General features: G+C 68.9%; 16 protein-coding genes and 1 pseudogene. 5 read left to right on the top strand and 12 right to left on the bottom strand.

What is annotated here, in order from left to right; translation table 11 throughout:
* Positions 1-41: 41 nt before the first annotated feature.
* Genes ASG29_RS12225 through ASG29_RS12215 form a run of 3 tightly spaced genes read right to left on the bottom strand, consistent with a single transcriptional unit; the run spans position 42 to position 3,873 of the window.
* On the bottom strand, positions 42-1,193 hold the full coding sequence (locus ASG29_RS12225) for a DSD1 family PLP-dependent enzyme (protein ID WP_055984259.1): 1,152 nt from the start codon (positions 1,191-1,193) through the stop codon (positions 42-44).
* Entirely contained in the window at positions 1,190-2,452 is a 1,263-nt protein-coding gene (locus tag ASG29_RS12220) for a D-arabinono-1,4-lactone oxidase (RefSeq protein ID WP_055985560.1), read from the bottom strand. Before ASG29_RS12220 ends, ASG29_RS12225 begins: the two co-directional genes overlap by 4 nt.
* Positions 2,449-3,873 (bottom strand): amidase, encoded by a 1,425-nt coding sequence (locus tag ASG29_RS12215; RefSeq protein WP_055984255.1) that lies wholly within the window; start codon positions 3,871-3,873, stop codon positions 2,449-2,451. Before ASG29_RS12215 ends, ASG29_RS12220 begins: the two co-directional genes overlap by 4 nt.
* Positions 3,874-4,023: 150 nt before the next feature.
* On the opposite strand from ASG29_RS12215, the gene ASG29_RS12210 reads away from it, so the two are divergent.
* Positions 4,024-4,209, top strand: coding sequence for a hypothetical protein (locus tag ASG29_RS12210; RefSeq protein ID WP_055984252.1), 186 nt, complete (start codon positions 4,024-4,026; stop codon positions 4,207-4,209).
* 40 nt (positions 4,210-4,249) lie between these two features.
* On the opposite strand, the gene ASG29_RS12205 is transcribed toward ASG29_RS12210, so the two are convergent.
* A complete protein-coding gene (locus tag ASG29_RS12205; RefSeq protein WP_055984249.1) occupies positions 4,250-6,034 on the bottom strand; it encodes a flavin-containing monooxygenase in 1,785 nt (594 codons plus the stop codon).
* 101 nt (positions 6,035-6,135) lie between these two features.
* On the opposite strand from ASG29_RS12205, the gene ASG29_RS12200 reads away from it, so the two are divergent.
* On the top strand, positions 6,136-7,368 hold the full coding sequence (locus ASG29_RS12200) for a cytochrome P450 (protein WP_055984246.1): 1,233 nt from the start codon (positions 6,136-6,138) through the stop codon (positions 7,366-7,368).
* 79 nt (positions 7,369-7,447) lie between these two features.
* On the opposite strand, the gene ASG29_RS12195 is transcribed toward ASG29_RS12200, so the two are convergent.
* From ASG29_RS12195 to ASG29_RS12170, 8 genes and pseudogenes are all read right to left on the bottom strand, one after another.
* A complete protein-coding gene (locus tag ASG29_RS12195) occupies positions 7,448-7,849 on the bottom strand; it encodes a polyketide cyclase (protein ID WP_055984243.1) in 402 nt (133 codons plus the stop codon).
* 7 nt (positions 7,850-7,856) lie between these two features.
* Positions 7,857-7,907 (bottom strand): annotated as a pseudogene (locus tag ASG29_RS17845) (SEC-C metal-binding domain-containing protein); the annotation flags it as partial.
* A gap of 24 nt (positions 7,908-7,931) precedes the next feature.
* Positions 7,932-8,681 (bottom strand): SDR family NAD(P)-dependent oxidoreductase, encoded by a 750-nt coding sequence (locus ASG29_RS12190; RefSeq protein ID WP_235532896.1) that lies wholly within the window; start codon positions 8,679-8,681, stop codon positions 7,932-7,934.
* Between the two features lie 211 nt (positions 8,682-8,892).
* Complete coding sequence (locus tag ASG29_RS12185; protein ID WP_055984238.1) at positions 8,893-10,371, bottom strand: deoxyribodipyrimidine photo-lyase; 1,479 nt, start codon at positions 10,369-10,371, stop codon at positions 8,893-8,895.
* 34 nt (positions 10,372-10,405) lie between these two features.
* Positions 10,406-10,579, bottom strand: a complete 174-nt coding sequence (locus ASG29_RS16775) for a hypothetical protein (protein WP_156457998.1) — start codon at positions 10,577-10,579, stop codon at positions 10,406-10,408.
* A gap of 86 nt (positions 10,580-10,665) precedes the next feature.
* Positions 10,666-11,331: a UPF0149 family protein gene (locus ASG29_RS12180; RefSeq protein WP_055984236.1), complete on the bottom strand. Its 666-nt coding sequence runs from the start codon at positions 11,329-11,331 to the stop codon at positions 10,666-10,668.
* A gap of 115 nt (positions 11,332-11,446) precedes the next feature.
* On the bottom strand, positions 11,447-11,929 hold the full coding sequence (locus ASG29_RS12175) for a nucleoside deaminase (RefSeq protein ID WP_055984233.1): 483 nt from the start codon (positions 11,927-11,929) through the stop codon (positions 11,447-11,449).
* Positions 11,922-12,155, bottom strand: coding sequence for a hypothetical protein (locus ASG29_RS12170; RefSeq protein ID WP_082515963.1), 234 nt, complete (start codon positions 12,153-12,155; stop codon positions 11,922-11,924). Before ASG29_RS12170 ends, ASG29_RS12175 begins: the two co-directional genes overlap by 8 nt.
* A 110-nt stretch (positions 12,156-12,265) precedes the next feature.
* On the opposite strand from ASG29_RS12170, the gene ASG29_RS12165 reads away from it, so the two are divergent.
* From ASG29_RS12165 to ASG29_RS12155, 3 genes are read left to right on the top strand one after another with little or no spacing between them, the layout of a single operon-like run.
* Positions 12,266-12,910: a (2Fe-2S)-binding protein gene (locus ASG29_RS12165; protein WP_235532894.1), complete on the top strand. Its 645-nt coding sequence runs from the start codon at positions 12,266-12,268 to the stop codon at positions 12,908-12,910.
* Positions 12,910-13,929, top strand: coding sequence for an FAD binding domain-containing protein (locus ASG29_RS12160; RefSeq protein WP_055984229.1), 1,020 nt, complete (start codon positions 12,910-12,912; stop codon positions 13,927-13,929). Before ASG29_RS12165 ends, ASG29_RS12160 begins: the two co-directional genes overlap by 1 nt.
* Positions 13,926-16,079 (top strand): xanthine dehydrogenase family protein molybdopterin-binding subunit, encoded by a 2,154-nt coding sequence (locus ASG29_RS12155; RefSeq protein WP_055984227.1) that lies wholly within the window; start codon positions 13,926-13,928, stop codon positions 16,077-16,079. Before ASG29_RS12160 ends, ASG29_RS12155 begins: the two co-directional genes overlap by 4 nt.
* The last annotated feature ends 123 nt before the right edge of the window (positions 16,080-16,202 follow it).

The raw sequence follows: 16,202 nt of genomic DNA, 5'->3' as shown, positions 1-16,202 counted from the left end.
ACGGGGTCGGACGCACTCGCGTGAGGCACGCCCGATCGCGATCAGGTCGACCGTCCACGCGCCGTTACCGGCCAGATCGCGGTCAGCACGTCGCCCCTGACGACATGGTACGCGTCGTATAGATTGACGGTCGGGTCGCAATGCGGCGTTCCCAGCGTCACCCGCGCTCCGATGCCCGGAAGGTCGGTGCCCACGATCGCCCCATGCTCGTCACCCATGAAGCGGTAGCGTGCGTCGGGTCCTGCGCCCGACATCACCGGCGGCGCACCGGCCTCCGTCGCGAACGCTTTCAGGCCGGCGTCGATGGTCACCAGTCCCGACGCGTTGGCGCTTATCACGCGCGCATCGACCATCAGCGACGTTTCGAACGGTGGCGCGTCGTCGCCGTGCAGGTCGCAGTCGGAATATTCGCGGTCCATGAAAATATAGGAGCCGACCTGCAATTCGGTCAGCACGCCCAGTTCCGCGTCGATGACGTGACTGCCCGTCCCGCCGCCCGTGACCACCGGCGGCGTCATCCCCGCCGCGGCAAGCAGCGCAAGGCACGCGCTCAGATACCGCGTCCGGTCGACGATCGCGGTTCGCCGATCGGCGAAGCGCGCGATATGCTGTTGCGCGCCGCAGTAGAACTGGACGCCGCCGAAGGTGAGGTTCGGACAGTCGACGATACGTCGTGCGAGCGTGACGGCATCCTCGGGAGAGGCGACGCCGGTGCGATGGATGCCGGGATCGATGTCGACGAAGACGGTCAGGGCGGGGCCGCCGTGCGCGGCGCTTGCAAGAGCGTCGACGATATCCGGATGATCCGCCACCACGCTCAACGCGGACAGGCGCCGGGACAGGGTCGCCAGCCGTGCGATCCCCGCCGCCGTCACGACCGGCGAGGTCAGGTGCAGGCCGTCGATGCCCTCTGCCGCCAGTGCCTCCGCCTCGCCCAGCTTCGCGCAGCACAGCCCGACGGCACCGCCTGCGAGCTGCGCGCGCGCGATGTCGGCGCTCTTGTGCGATTTGGCGTGCGGCCGCAGGTTCAGGCCATGCCGGCGCGCAAATATCGCCATGCGCGCAACGTTGCGATCGAACGCATCGATATCGAGGATCAGCGCCGGCGTGTTGAGCCTGTCTCGCGAGCCTGGCAGGCCGATCAGATGCCCGTGAAGCTGCTGGCTTGCGGTGGTGGCGTTCGCGTCGGTCATAGCGAGAAGTTGAAAAGACGGCGCAGGTCGTCGTTCATGAACTTGCCCTCCGGATCGATCGCCCGACGCACGTCGCCGAACGCTTCGGCGTTCGGATACAGCGTGCGCACATCATCGCTCGTCAGCGTGTGCCGTTTCGCCCAGTGCGGGCGCCCGCCATGCGCGCGGAACACCGCCTCCAGCTCGGCGAAATGCCTTGCCCAGGGCATCGGTGCATATTGATGCACCGATATCGATGCGCACGGGCCGGCGTGAAACGGCGACAGCCAGATGTCGTCCGCCGCGACCATCCTGAATTCGAACGGGAAGATCAACGGCATCCGGTGTGAGCGGAGCAATGCCAGCGACTCGCGCAGCGCCGCGACGGCGTTCGCCACCGGCAGCTCATATTCCATCTCTTCGAAACGCACCTGCCGTTCGGAGGGAAAGATGCGCCATGCCGGGCCGGCGCGGCGCGACGGACGGATCAGGCGGGACAAAGTGCGCTGGATCATCGGCACCGCGCGCGGCGCGGCGGCGGCAAGGTCGCAGCACGCCTGGAAGACCTGATCGCCGCCCTCCTCCCGCGTCAGCTCGGTCGCATCGGTCGGATGCAGCGTCTTGAGCGTGACCGTGTCCGAATAGGGGAACTGGAAGAATTCCATGTGCCGCGTCGCCACCGCCAGTTCCGGCAATCGGTCGAGCACCTCGGCCAGCGGCCGTCGTTCGATCCGCTCCTCGAGGTGCAGCGCAGGGATCACCGCGATCCGCACGCGGGTCACGACGCCGAGCATGCCGAGCGACAGGCGTTGCGCCTGGAACAGGTCGGGCAGCGTCACGGCGTCGCAATCGACGACACTGCCGTCGGCGGTAACCAGCCGGAACGAGCGCGCGAGGGTCGCAAGCGAGCCGAGGTCCCGTCCGGTCCCGTGCGTCCCCGTCGACAGCGCGCCGGCGAGCGATTGCGGGTTCACGTCGCCCTGGTTCGGCAGCGACAGCCCCTCGGCCCACAACGCCTCGGTCAGCCGCTTCAGGCTCCAGCCCGCCGGTGCATCGACGCTTCGCCGATCCGCCGCGACGATCAGGTCGCCGACCATGTCGGCGAGCGAGATCAGTGTCCCCTTCGTCTCGCACAACGGCATGAACGAATGCCCCGCCCCGGTGACGCGCACCTGCCGCGCGTCACGGACGATCGCCGCCAGTTCGGCCTCGTCACGCGGGCGCGCGATAGCCGCGGGGTTCGCGACCACGCTGCCCGACCAGTTCCGCCACTGCGTCATGCCCACACCTGCGGACGACGCGCCGCCCACGGCATCTCGCGTTCGATCTGCCCCGCCAATCGGTACAATGTCGCCTCGTCGGCATAACGCGCGGTGAACATCATACCGATCGGTAGCCCGTCCGCGCTCATGCCCAGCGGCAGCGACAGCGACGGCTGACCCGTGAAGTTGAACAGCGCGGCGAACGGATACAGCGCCATCTGCCGCTTCCCGATCTCGCGCGGCGGGACGGTCGCGGGATCGCTGAACCCGATCCGCGGTGGCGGTGCGGTCATGACCGGGCAGAGGTGGACGTCGATCGTCTCGAACCGGCGCAGCACGCCGCGCGTGAGCATTCGCAATTCCTGAAAGCCCAGGAACGCCTGTTCGCCCGTCACCTGCCGCGAACCTTGCAGCGATGCCCATGTCATCGGTTCGAGCTCATCCTCGCGCGGCTCACGCCCGACCCGCTCGATCACGCGGCGCATGCCCGCCGCGAAGTTGGCGGCCGACACCGGCGCGCGCGCCCGCGCCATCGCGCGATGATCGACGCCGAGCGTCCCCTCGCGCACCTCGTGCCCCAGCGCGGCCAGCGTCGCGGCGGTCCGTTCGAGCACCGCCTGTACTTCGGCATCGATCGGCTGCCCCGACGGGGTGTCGCCCGACCAGGTGATCCGCAACGTGCCGACGCTGCGTCCGACCTCGTCGAGATACGGCCCCGCCTTGGGCGGCACGGCATAGGGTGACCCCGGTTCGGGAATGCCCGAGGCGTCGAGCATCGCCGCACTGTCTCGGACGCTGCGCGTCACCACGTGATCGACGCAGAACCCCATCGCATAATCGAAGCCGTCGGGTAGGTTCGGCACGCGATCGCGCGTCGGCTTCATGCCGACGAGGCCGCAACAGGCCGCCGGGATGCGGATCGAGCCCAGCCCGTCCGACGCATGCGCCATCGGCACGATCCCCGCCGCCACCGCCGCCGCCGAACCGCCGGACGATCCGCCCGCGATGTGATTCGGATTCCACGGATTGCGCGTCGGGCCGAACAAGGCGGTCTCGACATTGCCGACGATGCCATATTCGGAAGAGGCGCCGCGCCCGAGCATGACGATTCCGGCATCGCGGTAGCGCCGCGTCAGCCCGCTGTCGTCCGCATCGACGATGTCGGCGCAAAACCGGCTACCGCTGGTGTTCGGCCAGCCCGCCACGCCGATGCCGAAATCCTTGACGATGAACGGCACGCCCGCGAACGGCCCGTCGGGAAGCGGGCCGGATGCCGCCGTCCGGGCCTCGTCGAAGGCGCGATGAACGACGGCGTTGATCTGCCCATCCAGCCGTTCGACCCGCAAAATCGCGGCCTCGACCAGTTCGGATGCCGAGACCGCGCCGGTCCGCACGAGCTGCGCCAGCCCGATCGCGTCATAGGAGGAATAATCCTGCATCGTGGCTCCGCCGATCGTGGCGTGCCATGCTGGTCCTTAATCCCGGCGGGAGCAACCGCGCGGTCCGGCACCGTCGTATCGAATGCTTCGCGGACCGATGCCCCCTGTTCGGCGAATGGTGCGTTCAACGAACCTAGTCAGGAGCATTACATGACCGACGACACGCGATCCGAGCACGACATCGACTCCCCCGCGGACCTGCCGATCCAGCCGACGGGCAACGGGGTCACCGATATGGAGATCGCCAGATTGCAGGCTGCCGTCGAGGACGGGGTCGAGGATCCGTCGATCGAAAGTCCGATCCCGAATGACGAGCCGACCAAGACCCAGGCGTGACGTCACACGGTCAGGCGCGCGCGTCGCTTGACCGACGGTCCTACCGGAACTCCAGACCGGCGAATGCCGCGTCGTCGCGCCATTTCGCCAGATAGCGGAAGTACGCGCTCGGTCCGGCCGGGTAACCGACCGCGAGGCGCATGGCCGGGGTCGGGTCCTGCCCCTCGTTGTTGTAATATCCCGGCGTACAGTCCGGTCCGCCGATCAACCGCGGGGGCGCGTCGAGCAGCAGCTTCACCCAGCGTTCCTGCGCCTCGGCCGTCACGTCCACCTCCCGCGCGCCGCGATCGAGCGCCGCACGGACGATCGGCGCGATGGTGCTGGCCGATTCCGTGAGATTGTGGGGCACGTTCGATATGAGGTTCGCCCCTTGCGCGGGCTGGACGAAGAAGGCGTTGGGGAAGCCGTGAACGTGAATGCCATGCAGCGAGCGCATGCCCTCGGCCCAGACGTCGGACAGCCGCACGCCGTCGCGGCCGACCGGATCGAAGCCCGCGCGCTCGTGATGCTCGCTGCCGACCTCGAATCCCGAAGCCCAGACGATGCAATCGACCGCATATTCGCGCCCGGCGACGACGAAGCCGCGTTCGGTGATCCGCTCCACCCCCTTGCCGCCCGTGTCGACGAGCTGGACGCCGGGTCGATTGAAGGCGGCAAGGTAGTCGTCGTGGAAACACGGTCGCTTGCATAGCTGGCGATACCAGGCCTTCAGCCCCTCCGCCGTGCCCGCGTCCGCGACCACCGCGTCGACGCGCGCGCGGATCTCCTCCATCTTCTCGAAATCGGATTCCTCGTACGCGGCGAGCATCGCCTCCCGCGTCATCGCCTCGCGCGGCAATCCGGCGAGCCGCGCGCGGATACGCCGGGACAGGTCGGTCCAGCCGTCCTTGACCCAGTCTTCCCGCGCGTTGCCCCCCGCCTGGTTGTCGGTGAAATTCTCCAGCCAGCGCGCCTGCCAGCCCGGCACCGCCACCTCGGAAAACCAGTCGGGATCGATCGGCCCGTTATCGCGGACGTCGACGGAGGAGGGCGTGCGCTGCACGACGTACAGTTGCTGCGCCGCCGCGGCGAGGTGCGGCACGGCCTGTACCGCGGTCGCGCCCGTGCCGATGATCGCGACCCGCTTGTCCGCCAGCCGGTCGAGCGGCGCGCCGTCGGGATCGCCGCCGGTATAGGCATAATCCCACCGGCTGGTATGGAAGCTGTGCCCGCGAAAATCGGCGATACCCGGAATGCGCGGCAGCTTCGGAACGTGCAGCGGCCCGGTGCCCAGCCCGATGAAGCGCGCGGTGAAGCGGTCGTTCCGGTTCGTCTCGATCACCCAGCGCGCGCGGGCCTCGTCCCAGGTCACCCCGGTCACTTCGGTATGGAACAGCGCCTTGTCGTACAGGCCGTAGCGCTCCGCGATGCGGCGGCACTGGGCGAGGATCTCCGGCCCGTGCGCATATTTCTCCGTCGGCCGGTGCTGCGTCTCCTCCAGCAGCGGCATGTACACCATCGACGCGGTGTCGCATTGCGCCCCCGGATAGCGATTCCAGTACCAGGTACCGCCGACGTCGCCGCCCTTCTCGACGATGCGCACGTCGGTCACGCCCGCTTCCGCCAGACGCGCGCCCGTCACCAGCCCGGCGAACCCGCCGCCGACGAAGGCGAAGGTCACATCGTCGGTGACCGGCGCCCGATCCGCCACCGGCGCCTGCACGTCGACCGGCCGGTCGGCGAATTGCGCGTCCAGACGGATATATTGCGCGGTCCCCTCCGGCCGCAGTCGCTTGTCGCGCTCGGCGGCGTAGCGGGCGAGCAACGTGTCTCGATCGATCGTCATCCCAACAGCTTATGCCGGTTCGCGTCACCGCGCCACCGGGCGCCGCTGCCCTGTTGCCGTCCGCACGATAACAGTCGAGTGTGATGGCAGGAGAGTCGAATATGGATGACCGACCCGGCGCATCGCTCGCCGCCCTGACGCCGATGAACCCGGCCTATCAGCACGATCCCCATGCGGTATTGCGGCCGCTGCGCGATGCCTGCCCCGTGGCGCGCGACGCGCAGGCGGGGACGTTCGTCGTCACCGGCTATGCCGAGGCGCACCGCGTCCTCGCAAACCGGCGGACCTGGCGCGACGGTGCGCGTGCGGAGGAGGCGGCGCTGCTGGTCCGGCGGCAGGCGGCGCAGCTGCCGCCCGGCGTACCGCGGACGGAGGCGGTGTCGATTCTCACGCTGGACGATCCGGACCATGCACGCATCCGCCGCCCGCTCCAGCGCGCCTTCTACGCGCGGGTGAAGACGTGCCGCGCCCGCGTCGAACAGGTGATCGACGCGGCGCTGGACGCGATCGACCCGACGCAGCCGTTCGACCTGATGGCGGCCTTCTGCGTCCCCGTTCCGGTCGACGCGATCGCCAGCATCCTGGGCGTCGACAACGATCGCCTGACCGACTTTCGCGACTGGTCCGAAGGCGTGATCCTCGGCCTCAACCCCTTCCGCTCAGCCGAACAGACCGCGACGCTGGAGCGATGTCGCGCCGCGCTGCACGATTATTTCCACGACCAGATCGCGCGCCGCCGGGCCGCGCCGCAGGACGACCTCATCAGCGACATGGTGGCTTTGCAGGCGGAAGGTGCGGCGATCAACGACGCCGAACTCGCGATCAACCTGATCGCGCTGCTGGTCGGCGGGAATCTGACCACGACCGACCTGATCGGCAACGGCGCGCGGCTGCTGATGCTGAATCCGGGCGAGCGCGACAAGCTCCTCGCCGATCCTGGCCTGGCGCCTGCCCTGGTCGAGGAAGTGCTGCGCTACGAAGGGCCGGTCGACATCACGCAGCGGATCATGGCCGAAGATGCGCAGGTCGGCGGCTGCCCCGTCCGGGCGACGCAGGCGGTGACGGCGATCCTGCGCGCGGCGAACCGGGATCCCGCGGTCTACACGGATGCCGAAGCGTTCGTGATAGATGCGAAGCGTGCGCCGCACCTGTCGTTCGGCGGCGGCAGCCACATCTGCATCGGCGCGCCGCTCGCGCGGCTGGAGGGCCAGGTGGCGCTGCTCAAGCTGTTCCAGCGCTTCCCGGCGCTCCGCATCGTCGCGCCGGACGCGGAACCGAAATGGCGAACCCTGCCCTTCTTCCGCGGGCTTGAGGAGCTGGTCGTACAGGCGTAGCCCCTCCGCGCGATAATGCTGCGACGATAAGGCGGAAGCCTGTGCGAAGACGGCAAGTTTCCGATCATCGCGTCGATTTTCACGCCTCGGCTTCGAGCAAAGTCTTCAACGCTCCCAGGTCTGCCTTCACCATGCGTGCGTCGCGCTTGAAGTCGGCGTCGGTCATGTCGGGCTGGCGGAACAGAATAAGCTCCACCTCGGTGCCGTCGCCGTTCGGGATCATCCGCATGGGCACCATCACGTCGGGCTGCCCGTGCCTTGTGACCCGGTGATCCAAGATTCCGAACGCGTTGGGCTCGCTGAAGTGGATCGCCGCCTCGCCCTCCGGCGTGTCGGCGATCCAGCCACGCTCGGTGCTGCGCAGGCTGTCGGCCAGCCCGGCCGCCCAGCGCGGGAAGTTCTCCGGCCGCTGCGCGAAGGCATAGGCCCTGTCCATCGGCACGCGGATGGTGACGTGCAGGATGCGCGCTTCGCTTGTCATACTTGCCTTATCCACCGCATCGCCTGAATTTTCTGCCCGAACCGCAAGGGCACGGATCGCCTTGACCGCCCCTGCCCTCCGATCAGTAGATCGTGTAGCCGCCATCGATCACGAAGCTGTCGCCGGTATGGAATCGTGAGGCATCGGACGCGAGGTAGACCGCGATCCCGCCGAAATCGTCCGGCTCTCCCCAACGCCGCATCGGCACGCGGCCGATCACCTTTTCCTCGAACCGCTCCTCGCCGTGCAGCCGTGCCGTCATGTCGGTCGTGATCCACCCCGGAAGGACGGCGTTGGCACGCACGCCCCAGCGCGCATATTCGACCGCGATCCCGCGGATCAGCGGCAGCACCGCGCCCTTCGCCGCGGCATAGGCCTGGTTGCGCGGTGCGCCGTGGATCGCGCTGGTCGAGGATGTCGCCAGAAGCGAACCGCCGGCATCGCCACGCTCCGCGCGCTCCTTCATGTGGCGGGCGGCCGCGCGCAGCGTCCAGAACACGCCGTCCAGATTGACCACGAGAACACGCCGCCACGTATCGGTCGTCATCGCGTCGAAACCGGGGGAGGCCAGTCCCATGCCGGCGTTGGCGGCGACGAAGTCGAGCCGGCCGAACGCGCGGACCGCGGCGGCGACACCTTCCTCGACCGCCTGCTCGTCGGCCACGTCGACGCGCTCGACCGCCACGCGCGTGCCGTGCGATCGCAGCCGCTCCAGCGCCACGGCGTTCTTGTCGGCTTTCATCCCCCACACGACGACATCCGCACCGGCCATGGCGAGCGCCTCCGCCATGCCCAGCCCGATGCCGCCGTTGCCGCCGGTGACCAACGCCACCTTCCCCGAGAGATTGAACGGCGCAAAAGGCATCCTGAAACCACCCCTCGTAAGTTCATGATCGCCAAGGGTGCCAGTCGCCCGGAGGCAGCACAAGCGGTCCGCGTCGACATTCGCTTGCAGGGTGGGAGATGGACCCGCGGGCCACGTTCAGCGCAACCCGTGACCGTTCCGAAAGCGGCCATCGTCTAAATGGCGCCCGCATGTCGGCTCAGCCCGTCGCCTCGCCGGTCAGGTACGGGTCGACCGGCACCTCCGCCGGGATCGATACGCGCGGCGCGTGCCTCGCCGCTTCGGCAGCAAGCCACTGGTCGCCTCCCTCCCTGCGACGGGTAGAGCCATCGCCGCGGGTCGACACCCGCCCATAGATCGGCCGCTCGCGATCCGATGGCGATCCGGCGAACATCGCCGCGATGTTGCCGTATGTCGATGGATCGCGACCGTCGAGGCTCAACCGGTCGTTGAGATAGCAGGCGGTGGCCCACGCCGCCTCGGGGCTAGGCGTCATCGCGATGATGCGCTTGCCCCAGTACATCCGCAGATTGTTGTGCATCCAGCCGTCGATGAGGAACTGCTTCTGGCAGGCGTTCCAGGTTTCGTCGCGGGTCCTGCCGTGCAGGAGCGCGTCCAGCGTTTCCAGGTCGGGCCGCGGGTCACTCGCGTGGTCGGCCAGCGTTTCGATCGCCCAGCCCGCGACCCGACCGTAATGCTCCGGCTTGGCGAGCGTTCGCGCCTGATGGTGAAACCACTCGCGCCAGCCGAGAAGCTCGTCGGCGAACTTGGCCTTATGCCTGCTCCCGGCATCGGCGGCGGCGACCGCATTCATCACCTCGCGCGGGCCCAGGACGCCGAAGTGCAGATAGGGCGATAGACCGCTGGCGCCATCCGTCCGCGTGGCGTCGTTGCGCACCGACGCATAGCCGGGCAGAACTTCCGCCACCAGGCGCTGAAGCCGATCCTTCGCCGCACGTCGGCCGGCCGGGTGCGAGGCGCTGGCCGGCAAGCTGTGGTCGATGTCCAGACCGGCCACCAGCGCGTCGAGATCGCAGGTATCGAGCACGTCCGGCACGAAGGGCAGCGGTCCGGCATAGGCAGGCATGTCCGGCGCCGCCGCGTCCGCTTCCACCCAGGTGGCGCGCTCGGGCTCATGCCGCCGAAGGAAGCCCGACCGGCCGCGTACATCGTCGCCGATCACGGCGGGTGGCACCAGGCAAGCGGCGTTGACCGCGTAGACCGGCACCGCTGTCCGTGCGGCGACCCGATCGGACTGCCAGCGCGCGACGAATGTGGGCTGGTCCTCCAGCACGATCGCCGCCGCCTGAGCGCCGAGCCGGTACACGAGGCCCTTCTCACGACGTCCAGCGCGGTCGACATGCTGAACGCAGGCGAGACCGCGTTCACGGCACGCGATGCCGAGGTCGCGGCTCGCCCCCAGGATGAAGTGGTGGAGCCGGTCGGAGGCGTAGGGATAATGCTCGTTCACGCCGTGATAGACCAGCACGGGCAGACCGAGCGCGTTGCCGAGCCGGACGCCGGCCTCGAGCACGGGATTGTCGTGCGCCCGCAAGGCCTGCTGCAACCAGCACAGGACGAAACGTCCTGCGGTGTCGGCAACGCGCTCGTTCAGCGTCCGCACGCGCGGCGCTTCCCGCCAGTCGCGAAGGCAGGGCGGCAGGGCGGGCGTCACCATTCCCTTTCACCCGGTATGCAGCGCGTGACGCCCGTCATGTCCCCTCCCCCGGACTGTCGCGCCGGATACGCTCGGCCAGCAGCGCTGCGAAGCATAACCAGGCGGCGAACGGCGCCGCCGCGACCGCCGCGGGCCGGTCAACCTTGGCGGCGGTGTTGCCCGCGACGCTCGCGCCGGGGATGCGATGCGAGGTTGATCGGCTACTCATTGCCCCTCAACGAACGGGAGCGGATAAGTCGCGCAGCCGCCTGACGTCAGGCGAGAATATGGTGCCCGACACCGTTGCGACGTCAGCTATCCACAGCACCGCTTGGACTTCCTGCCCGAACCGCAAGGACACGGATCGTTGCGACCGACCTTGGCAGCGCGCGATCCGGCTGCCGGGATCGCCTGAAAGCCCGTGGCCCGCCGACGCGCAGCGTGGAGGTGCACAACGCCGTCGATGATCGTCGACGGCGCCTGATCCTCCACTGCGTTGATCTCCATACTGTCCAGATCGCTCTCGTTCCGCGCGATCGCGATCAGGGTCGAGATGCGCGACATGGCCAGTTCGAGATCGGCATCCCCGCTCGCGCCCAAGGATGCCCATGCTGCCGGTCGCAGCTCCATCGCCTGCGAAAAGCCATCGATCCACAGGTCCCAGAGCAGGTCGCCGTTGCGCCCGTCGACGTCGAAAATCGGCTGGAACTTGCCGCGGTCAAGGTCGCGCGCGACCTCGTTGTAACGGGCCTGGACCGCGTCGGCGAACCACTGCACATCCACAGGATCGTCGAACGGCGCGTATCCGCTGTCGTCCGAGCCCCAGATGCTCTGGAGCCACTCGGCAGGCATGATGAGCTCGGGAGAGACGAGGATGCCGGTGAGGAAGCCGTCCAGCTCGGTCAGCAGCATCGGTTCGTCGAGCGGCAGCGCGGCGAGCGCATCGTCGAGACGGCGCAGCCGGGATGGCATCTGCCTCATGGCAGGCATAGGGGATACGGAGTGGCGTGCATCGCTGCTCCATAATCGGCCCTTCCCGTTTCCGCAGCACGCATTCGGCCTTCGCGGACGCGCGCTTGCATGACGCAGATGCGCTTCAGGCCCCTCGGCGGCGTGCCGCGGCATGCAATCGATGCACTTCCTCCGCAAACTGGGCGAAGGGGCCGCTCACCTCCGCATCCGGGATCACGTCGGTGATGCGCAGCGCAGCGATCCCCAATGGCGGCTTGCCCAGTTCGTCCATCCACGCCAGCAATTGCGGCGTGGAGGTGGCGAACACGATCCGCCCCAGTCCGGCAAGACCGTGCGCGGCCGCACACATCGCGCAATGCTCGCCCGACGTATAGACGGTGGCCGTCCGTCGCTCCTCCGGCGACAGGTTCTCGCCCGCCCATCGCGCGATCGCGAATTCGGGATGGCGGGTACGGTCGCCGCCGCCGGTCCGGTTGCGATCCTCGAAAATCACGTCGCCGTCCTGCGAAACCAGCAACGATCCGAACGGCTGGTCACCCGCCGCGACGGCCTCCGCCGCGAGGTCGACGCAGCGGCGCAGGTGAACCACGTCCCCGGCGTCAGTCACGCGCCACGCCCTGGCGTCGCGCGCCTTCGATCATCCCCCGCGCGATCCCGCGCACCGCCTCGTCGTCCTTGTCGGGGGCATCGGCGGGATCGCCGAGATGGTCGAGGCTGCCGGCGAGAAAATTCAGCAGGCCGGGGTGTCGATCCTCCACATACTCCATCGTCTTGAACAGCAGATGCTCGATGGCGATCTCACGCCGGCGCGTTTGCGAAAGGGGGTCGGTCATCGATGAAGCTCCGTCGTTTCCCGGCCAAACGCACAAACCGCTCGCGCGATACCGTGACGCCGCTTGCCATCGTCACGAGGATCGAGAACGATAGGATTTCGGGCCCATGCATGGACCGGCAGGAGAGCGGCGATATGGGCGACGGCGGAGCGAGCGAAGTCGACGGTCCCGGCATTACCCGGCGCACGACCCTCGGCGGTGCGGCCGGGATAGCGTCGGCGTTCGTCCTGCTCGAACAGGCCGAAGCGCAGGCCGCACCGCAGGCCCCAGCGGCACGCGGACCCTCGATCGACATCGCGCCGATCGTCAACGGCCGCGCCACCCCGGTCGCGGTCGATCCGCGCACCTCGCTCCTCGACCTGCTGCGCGAGCGGCTGGGGCTGACCGGCGCGAAGAAGGGTTGCGACCATGGCCAGTGCGGCGCCTGCACCGTGCACGTCGACGGACGGCGGGTCGCCTCCTGCCTGACGCTCGCGGTCAAGACCGACGCGCGCAACGTCACCACGATCGAGGGGCTCGCCGACGGCGACACGCTGCATCCGATGCAGCAGGCCTTCATCGATCACGACGCGCTGCAATGCGGCTATTGTACGCCGGGGCAGATCATGGCAGCCGTCGCCTGCGTGCGCGAAGGCAATGCCACCGATCGCTCGACGATCCGGGAGTATATGAGCGGAAACATCTGCCGGTGCGGTGCCTATGTCGGGATCGTCGCCGCGATCGAGGATGTGGCGAAGAAGGGGCGTCGGGTCTGATGCGCGCCTTCAGCTACACCCGCCCCGACAGCGCCCAGGCCGCCGTCGCGTCATTCGCCGCCGCGGGGCCGGGGGCACGGTACATCGCGGGCGGAACGACGCTCTACGACCTGATGAAGCTCGACATCGAGCGGCCGCAGCATCTGATCGACGTTACCGCAATTAAAGGGCTGGACGCGATCGAGACCGGCGGCGAACGGCTGCGCTTCGGCGCGATGGCGCCGATGAGCGCGGTGGCGGCGGATCGCACCGTGCTGCGGGACTATCCGGTGCTGGCCGAATCGCTTGCCAAGGCCGCGTCGCAGCAATTGCGCAACATGGCGACGGTCGGAGGCAATCTCTTCCAGCGGACCCGGTGCCTGTACTTCCGCAACGGCGCCGGCGGCACGTCCGCGGGCACCACCTACCCATGCAACAAGCGCGAGCCTGGCGCCGGATGCGCCGCGATCGGCGGTCTCGACCGCGGGCAGGCCGTGCTGGGCGCAAGCGGGTCGTGCACCGCGGTGTCGCCCGGGGACTGGCCGATCGCGCTGGTCGCGCTCGACGCCTATGTCGAGATCCTGGGCGACCAGGGCACGCGCTCGCTGCCCGTCGCGGATCTCTACCGCCTGCCCGGCAGCACCCCGCATCTCGAATTCACCCTCGCGCCCGACGAGATCGTCACCGCGATCGTGGTGCCCAAGACGCGCGCCGGGCGGCGATCGACCTATCATAAGATCCGCGACCGCGAGAGCTACGCCTTTGCGCTCGCCTCCGCCGCGGTCGCGCTGGAGATGGAGGGCGGCATCGTGCGACAGGCGCGGATCGCGCTTGGCGGCGTCGCCACCAGGCCGTGGCGCGCCGCCGCGGCGGAGGCTGCGCTGGTCGGACGAACGCTGACCGCCGAGAGCGCCGCCGCCGCGGGGCGCGCCGCGCTCGACGGTGCCGTCGCGGGTACGCACAATCGCTTCAAGATCGATCTGGCCCGGCGCACCGTTGCCGACGCGCTGATGATCGCCGCGCAAAGGAAACCGGCATGAGCAGCGCACGCTTTCCCGATCGTCCCCGGGTCGACGCGCGCGAGAAAGTGCTTGGCCAGGCGCGCTACGCCGCCGACGTCGCCGTCCCGAACCTGCTCTACGCGATGCAGGTGCCCGCGACGATCGCCAGGGGGCGCGTGACCGCGCTGTCGACCGAGGCGGCAATGCGCGTGCCGGGCGTGGTGCGCGTGCTCACCGCCGAGGATTTTCCACCCCCGCCCGCCGGCGGCCCCGGTGGTCCGCCGCCACCGCCGACGATCACCGCGGACATCGCCTATCGCGGCCAGCCGGTCGCGCTTGTGGTCGCCGAAAGCCTGGAGGCCGCGATCGAGGGCGCGGAGGCGATGCGGCCGGGTTACGCCCCTGCCGCGTTCGTCGCGACGATCGAGGACAAGAACGCAAAGACCGAGCCGGTGAAGCCGACGACCGCCGGGGACGCCCCGACCATCATGGCGCGCGCCGTGACGCGGCACGAGGCGGAATATGTCAGCCCGGCGCAGCATCACAACCCGATCGAGATGCTGTCGACCACCGCAGTGTGGGAAGGCGGCGTGCTGACCGTGTACGAAGGCACGCAGGGATCGAACATGGTGAAGGGCGCGCTGATGCGCACGCTTCGCCTGACGCCCGAGCAGGTGGTCGTGAAGAGCCCGCAGGTCGGCGGCGGGTTCGGGCAGAAGGGCGGCCCCCAGCGCCAGACCGCGCTGGTCGCGCGCGCGGCGATGCTGACGGGGCGTCCGGTGAAGCTCGTCGTCCCGCGCGGGCAGATCTTCCACAACGCGACGTTCCGGCCGAAGAACCGCCACCGGATCGAGATCGGCGCGGATGCCGGCGGACGGATGGTCGCGGTCCGCTACGACGCCGACCAGCAGCAGTCGCGGCAGGGGCAGTTCCCACCCGACTATCACGAATCCCCGCCGATGATGTACGGCATCGCCGACTATCACGGCACCGCCGCCAACATCCGCATCGACACCCAGGCGCCGGGCTACATGCGCGCCCCCACGCCGCACCCCTCCTCCTTCGCGTTCGACAGCGCGGTGGACGAACTGGCGGTAAAACTCGGCGTCGACCCGCTCGACTTCCGCCTGAAGCATCGCGCGTTGCGTGACCCGATCGACGACAAGCCCTTCTCGACCTGCTTCCTCAACGAATGCCTGGTCGAGGGCGCGAAGCGCTTCGGTTGGGAGGGGCGTCCGCTCGCGCCGGGCAAGATGGTGCGCCGCGACGGCACGCAGGTCGGCTGGGGCGTCGGCTGCGGCGCCTATCCCGCGATCGTCCACCCGACGATCGCGACCTTACGCGTCGGTGCGGACGGGAAGACGCGCTTCGCCGCCGCCGGACACGAAATGGGCCAGGGCATCCGCTCGACGATCGAACAGGTCCTGCTGCGCGAGCTGGCGATCGATCCGGCCGGACTGGAGATCGCGATCGGCGACACCTCGGTCGCGCCGCAGCACGTCACTGCCGGATCCTGGGGCACGGCGAGCGCCGTCACCGCGGCCGAAGGTGCCGCCACGAAGCTGAAGGCCGCGATGGTCGAGCTGCTCGCCGGCCGCACCCCGCCGGGCGACCTCCACCGTCAGCTCGCCGGCGTGCGCAGGCCCTCGGTGCAGGTCGAGGTGACGACGGTGGGTCCCGGCCAGGGCGAGATGCAGGTCGCGGCGCTGCGCAAGGGCGGCATGGCGGTTTCCGGCCCGGCCTATCCGCAGTTCACCAGCTTCAGCTACATCGCGCATTTCGTCGAGGTCCACGTCGAGCCGCGCACGCGCCGCATCCGCGTCCCTCGCGTCGTCAGCATCGCCGATTGCGGGCGCGTCATTTCGCCGCGCACCGCCGCCAGCCAGGTGCGCGGCGGGGTGGTGTGGGGGATCAGCGCATGCCTGCGCGAGGCAACGGAAGTCGACCCGCGCTACGGTGGATGGCTCAACAACGACCTCGCCGATTACGTGGTCGCGGTGAATGCCGACATCGGCGAGATCGACGTCGGTTTCGTCGACCGACCCGACGACCTCTTCAACACGCTCGGCGCCAAGGGGCTGGGCGAGGTCGCGATGACCGGCTGCGCGGCGGCGATCGCGAACGCCGTCTATCATGCCACGGGCAAGCGGCTACGCGAGATGCCGTTCCGGGTTGAAGCTTTGCTTTAGTAACCGGGCGATGACGTAACTTTGGAAGATTGGCCGACGAGATGATGGGCCGCCGTTGTACGCTTCCAAACAACGCGCGGAATTAGTACCAGGACGGCGGGGAACCGTGTGTTCGGTTCCCCG

The organism is Sphingomonas sp. Leaf412 (assembly GCF_001425405.1).
GTDB lineage: Bacteria > Pseudomonadota > Alphaproteobacteria > Sphingomonadales > Sphingomonadaceae > Sphingomonas.
This window is presented reverse-complemented; position numbering and strand designations above follow the sequence as displayed.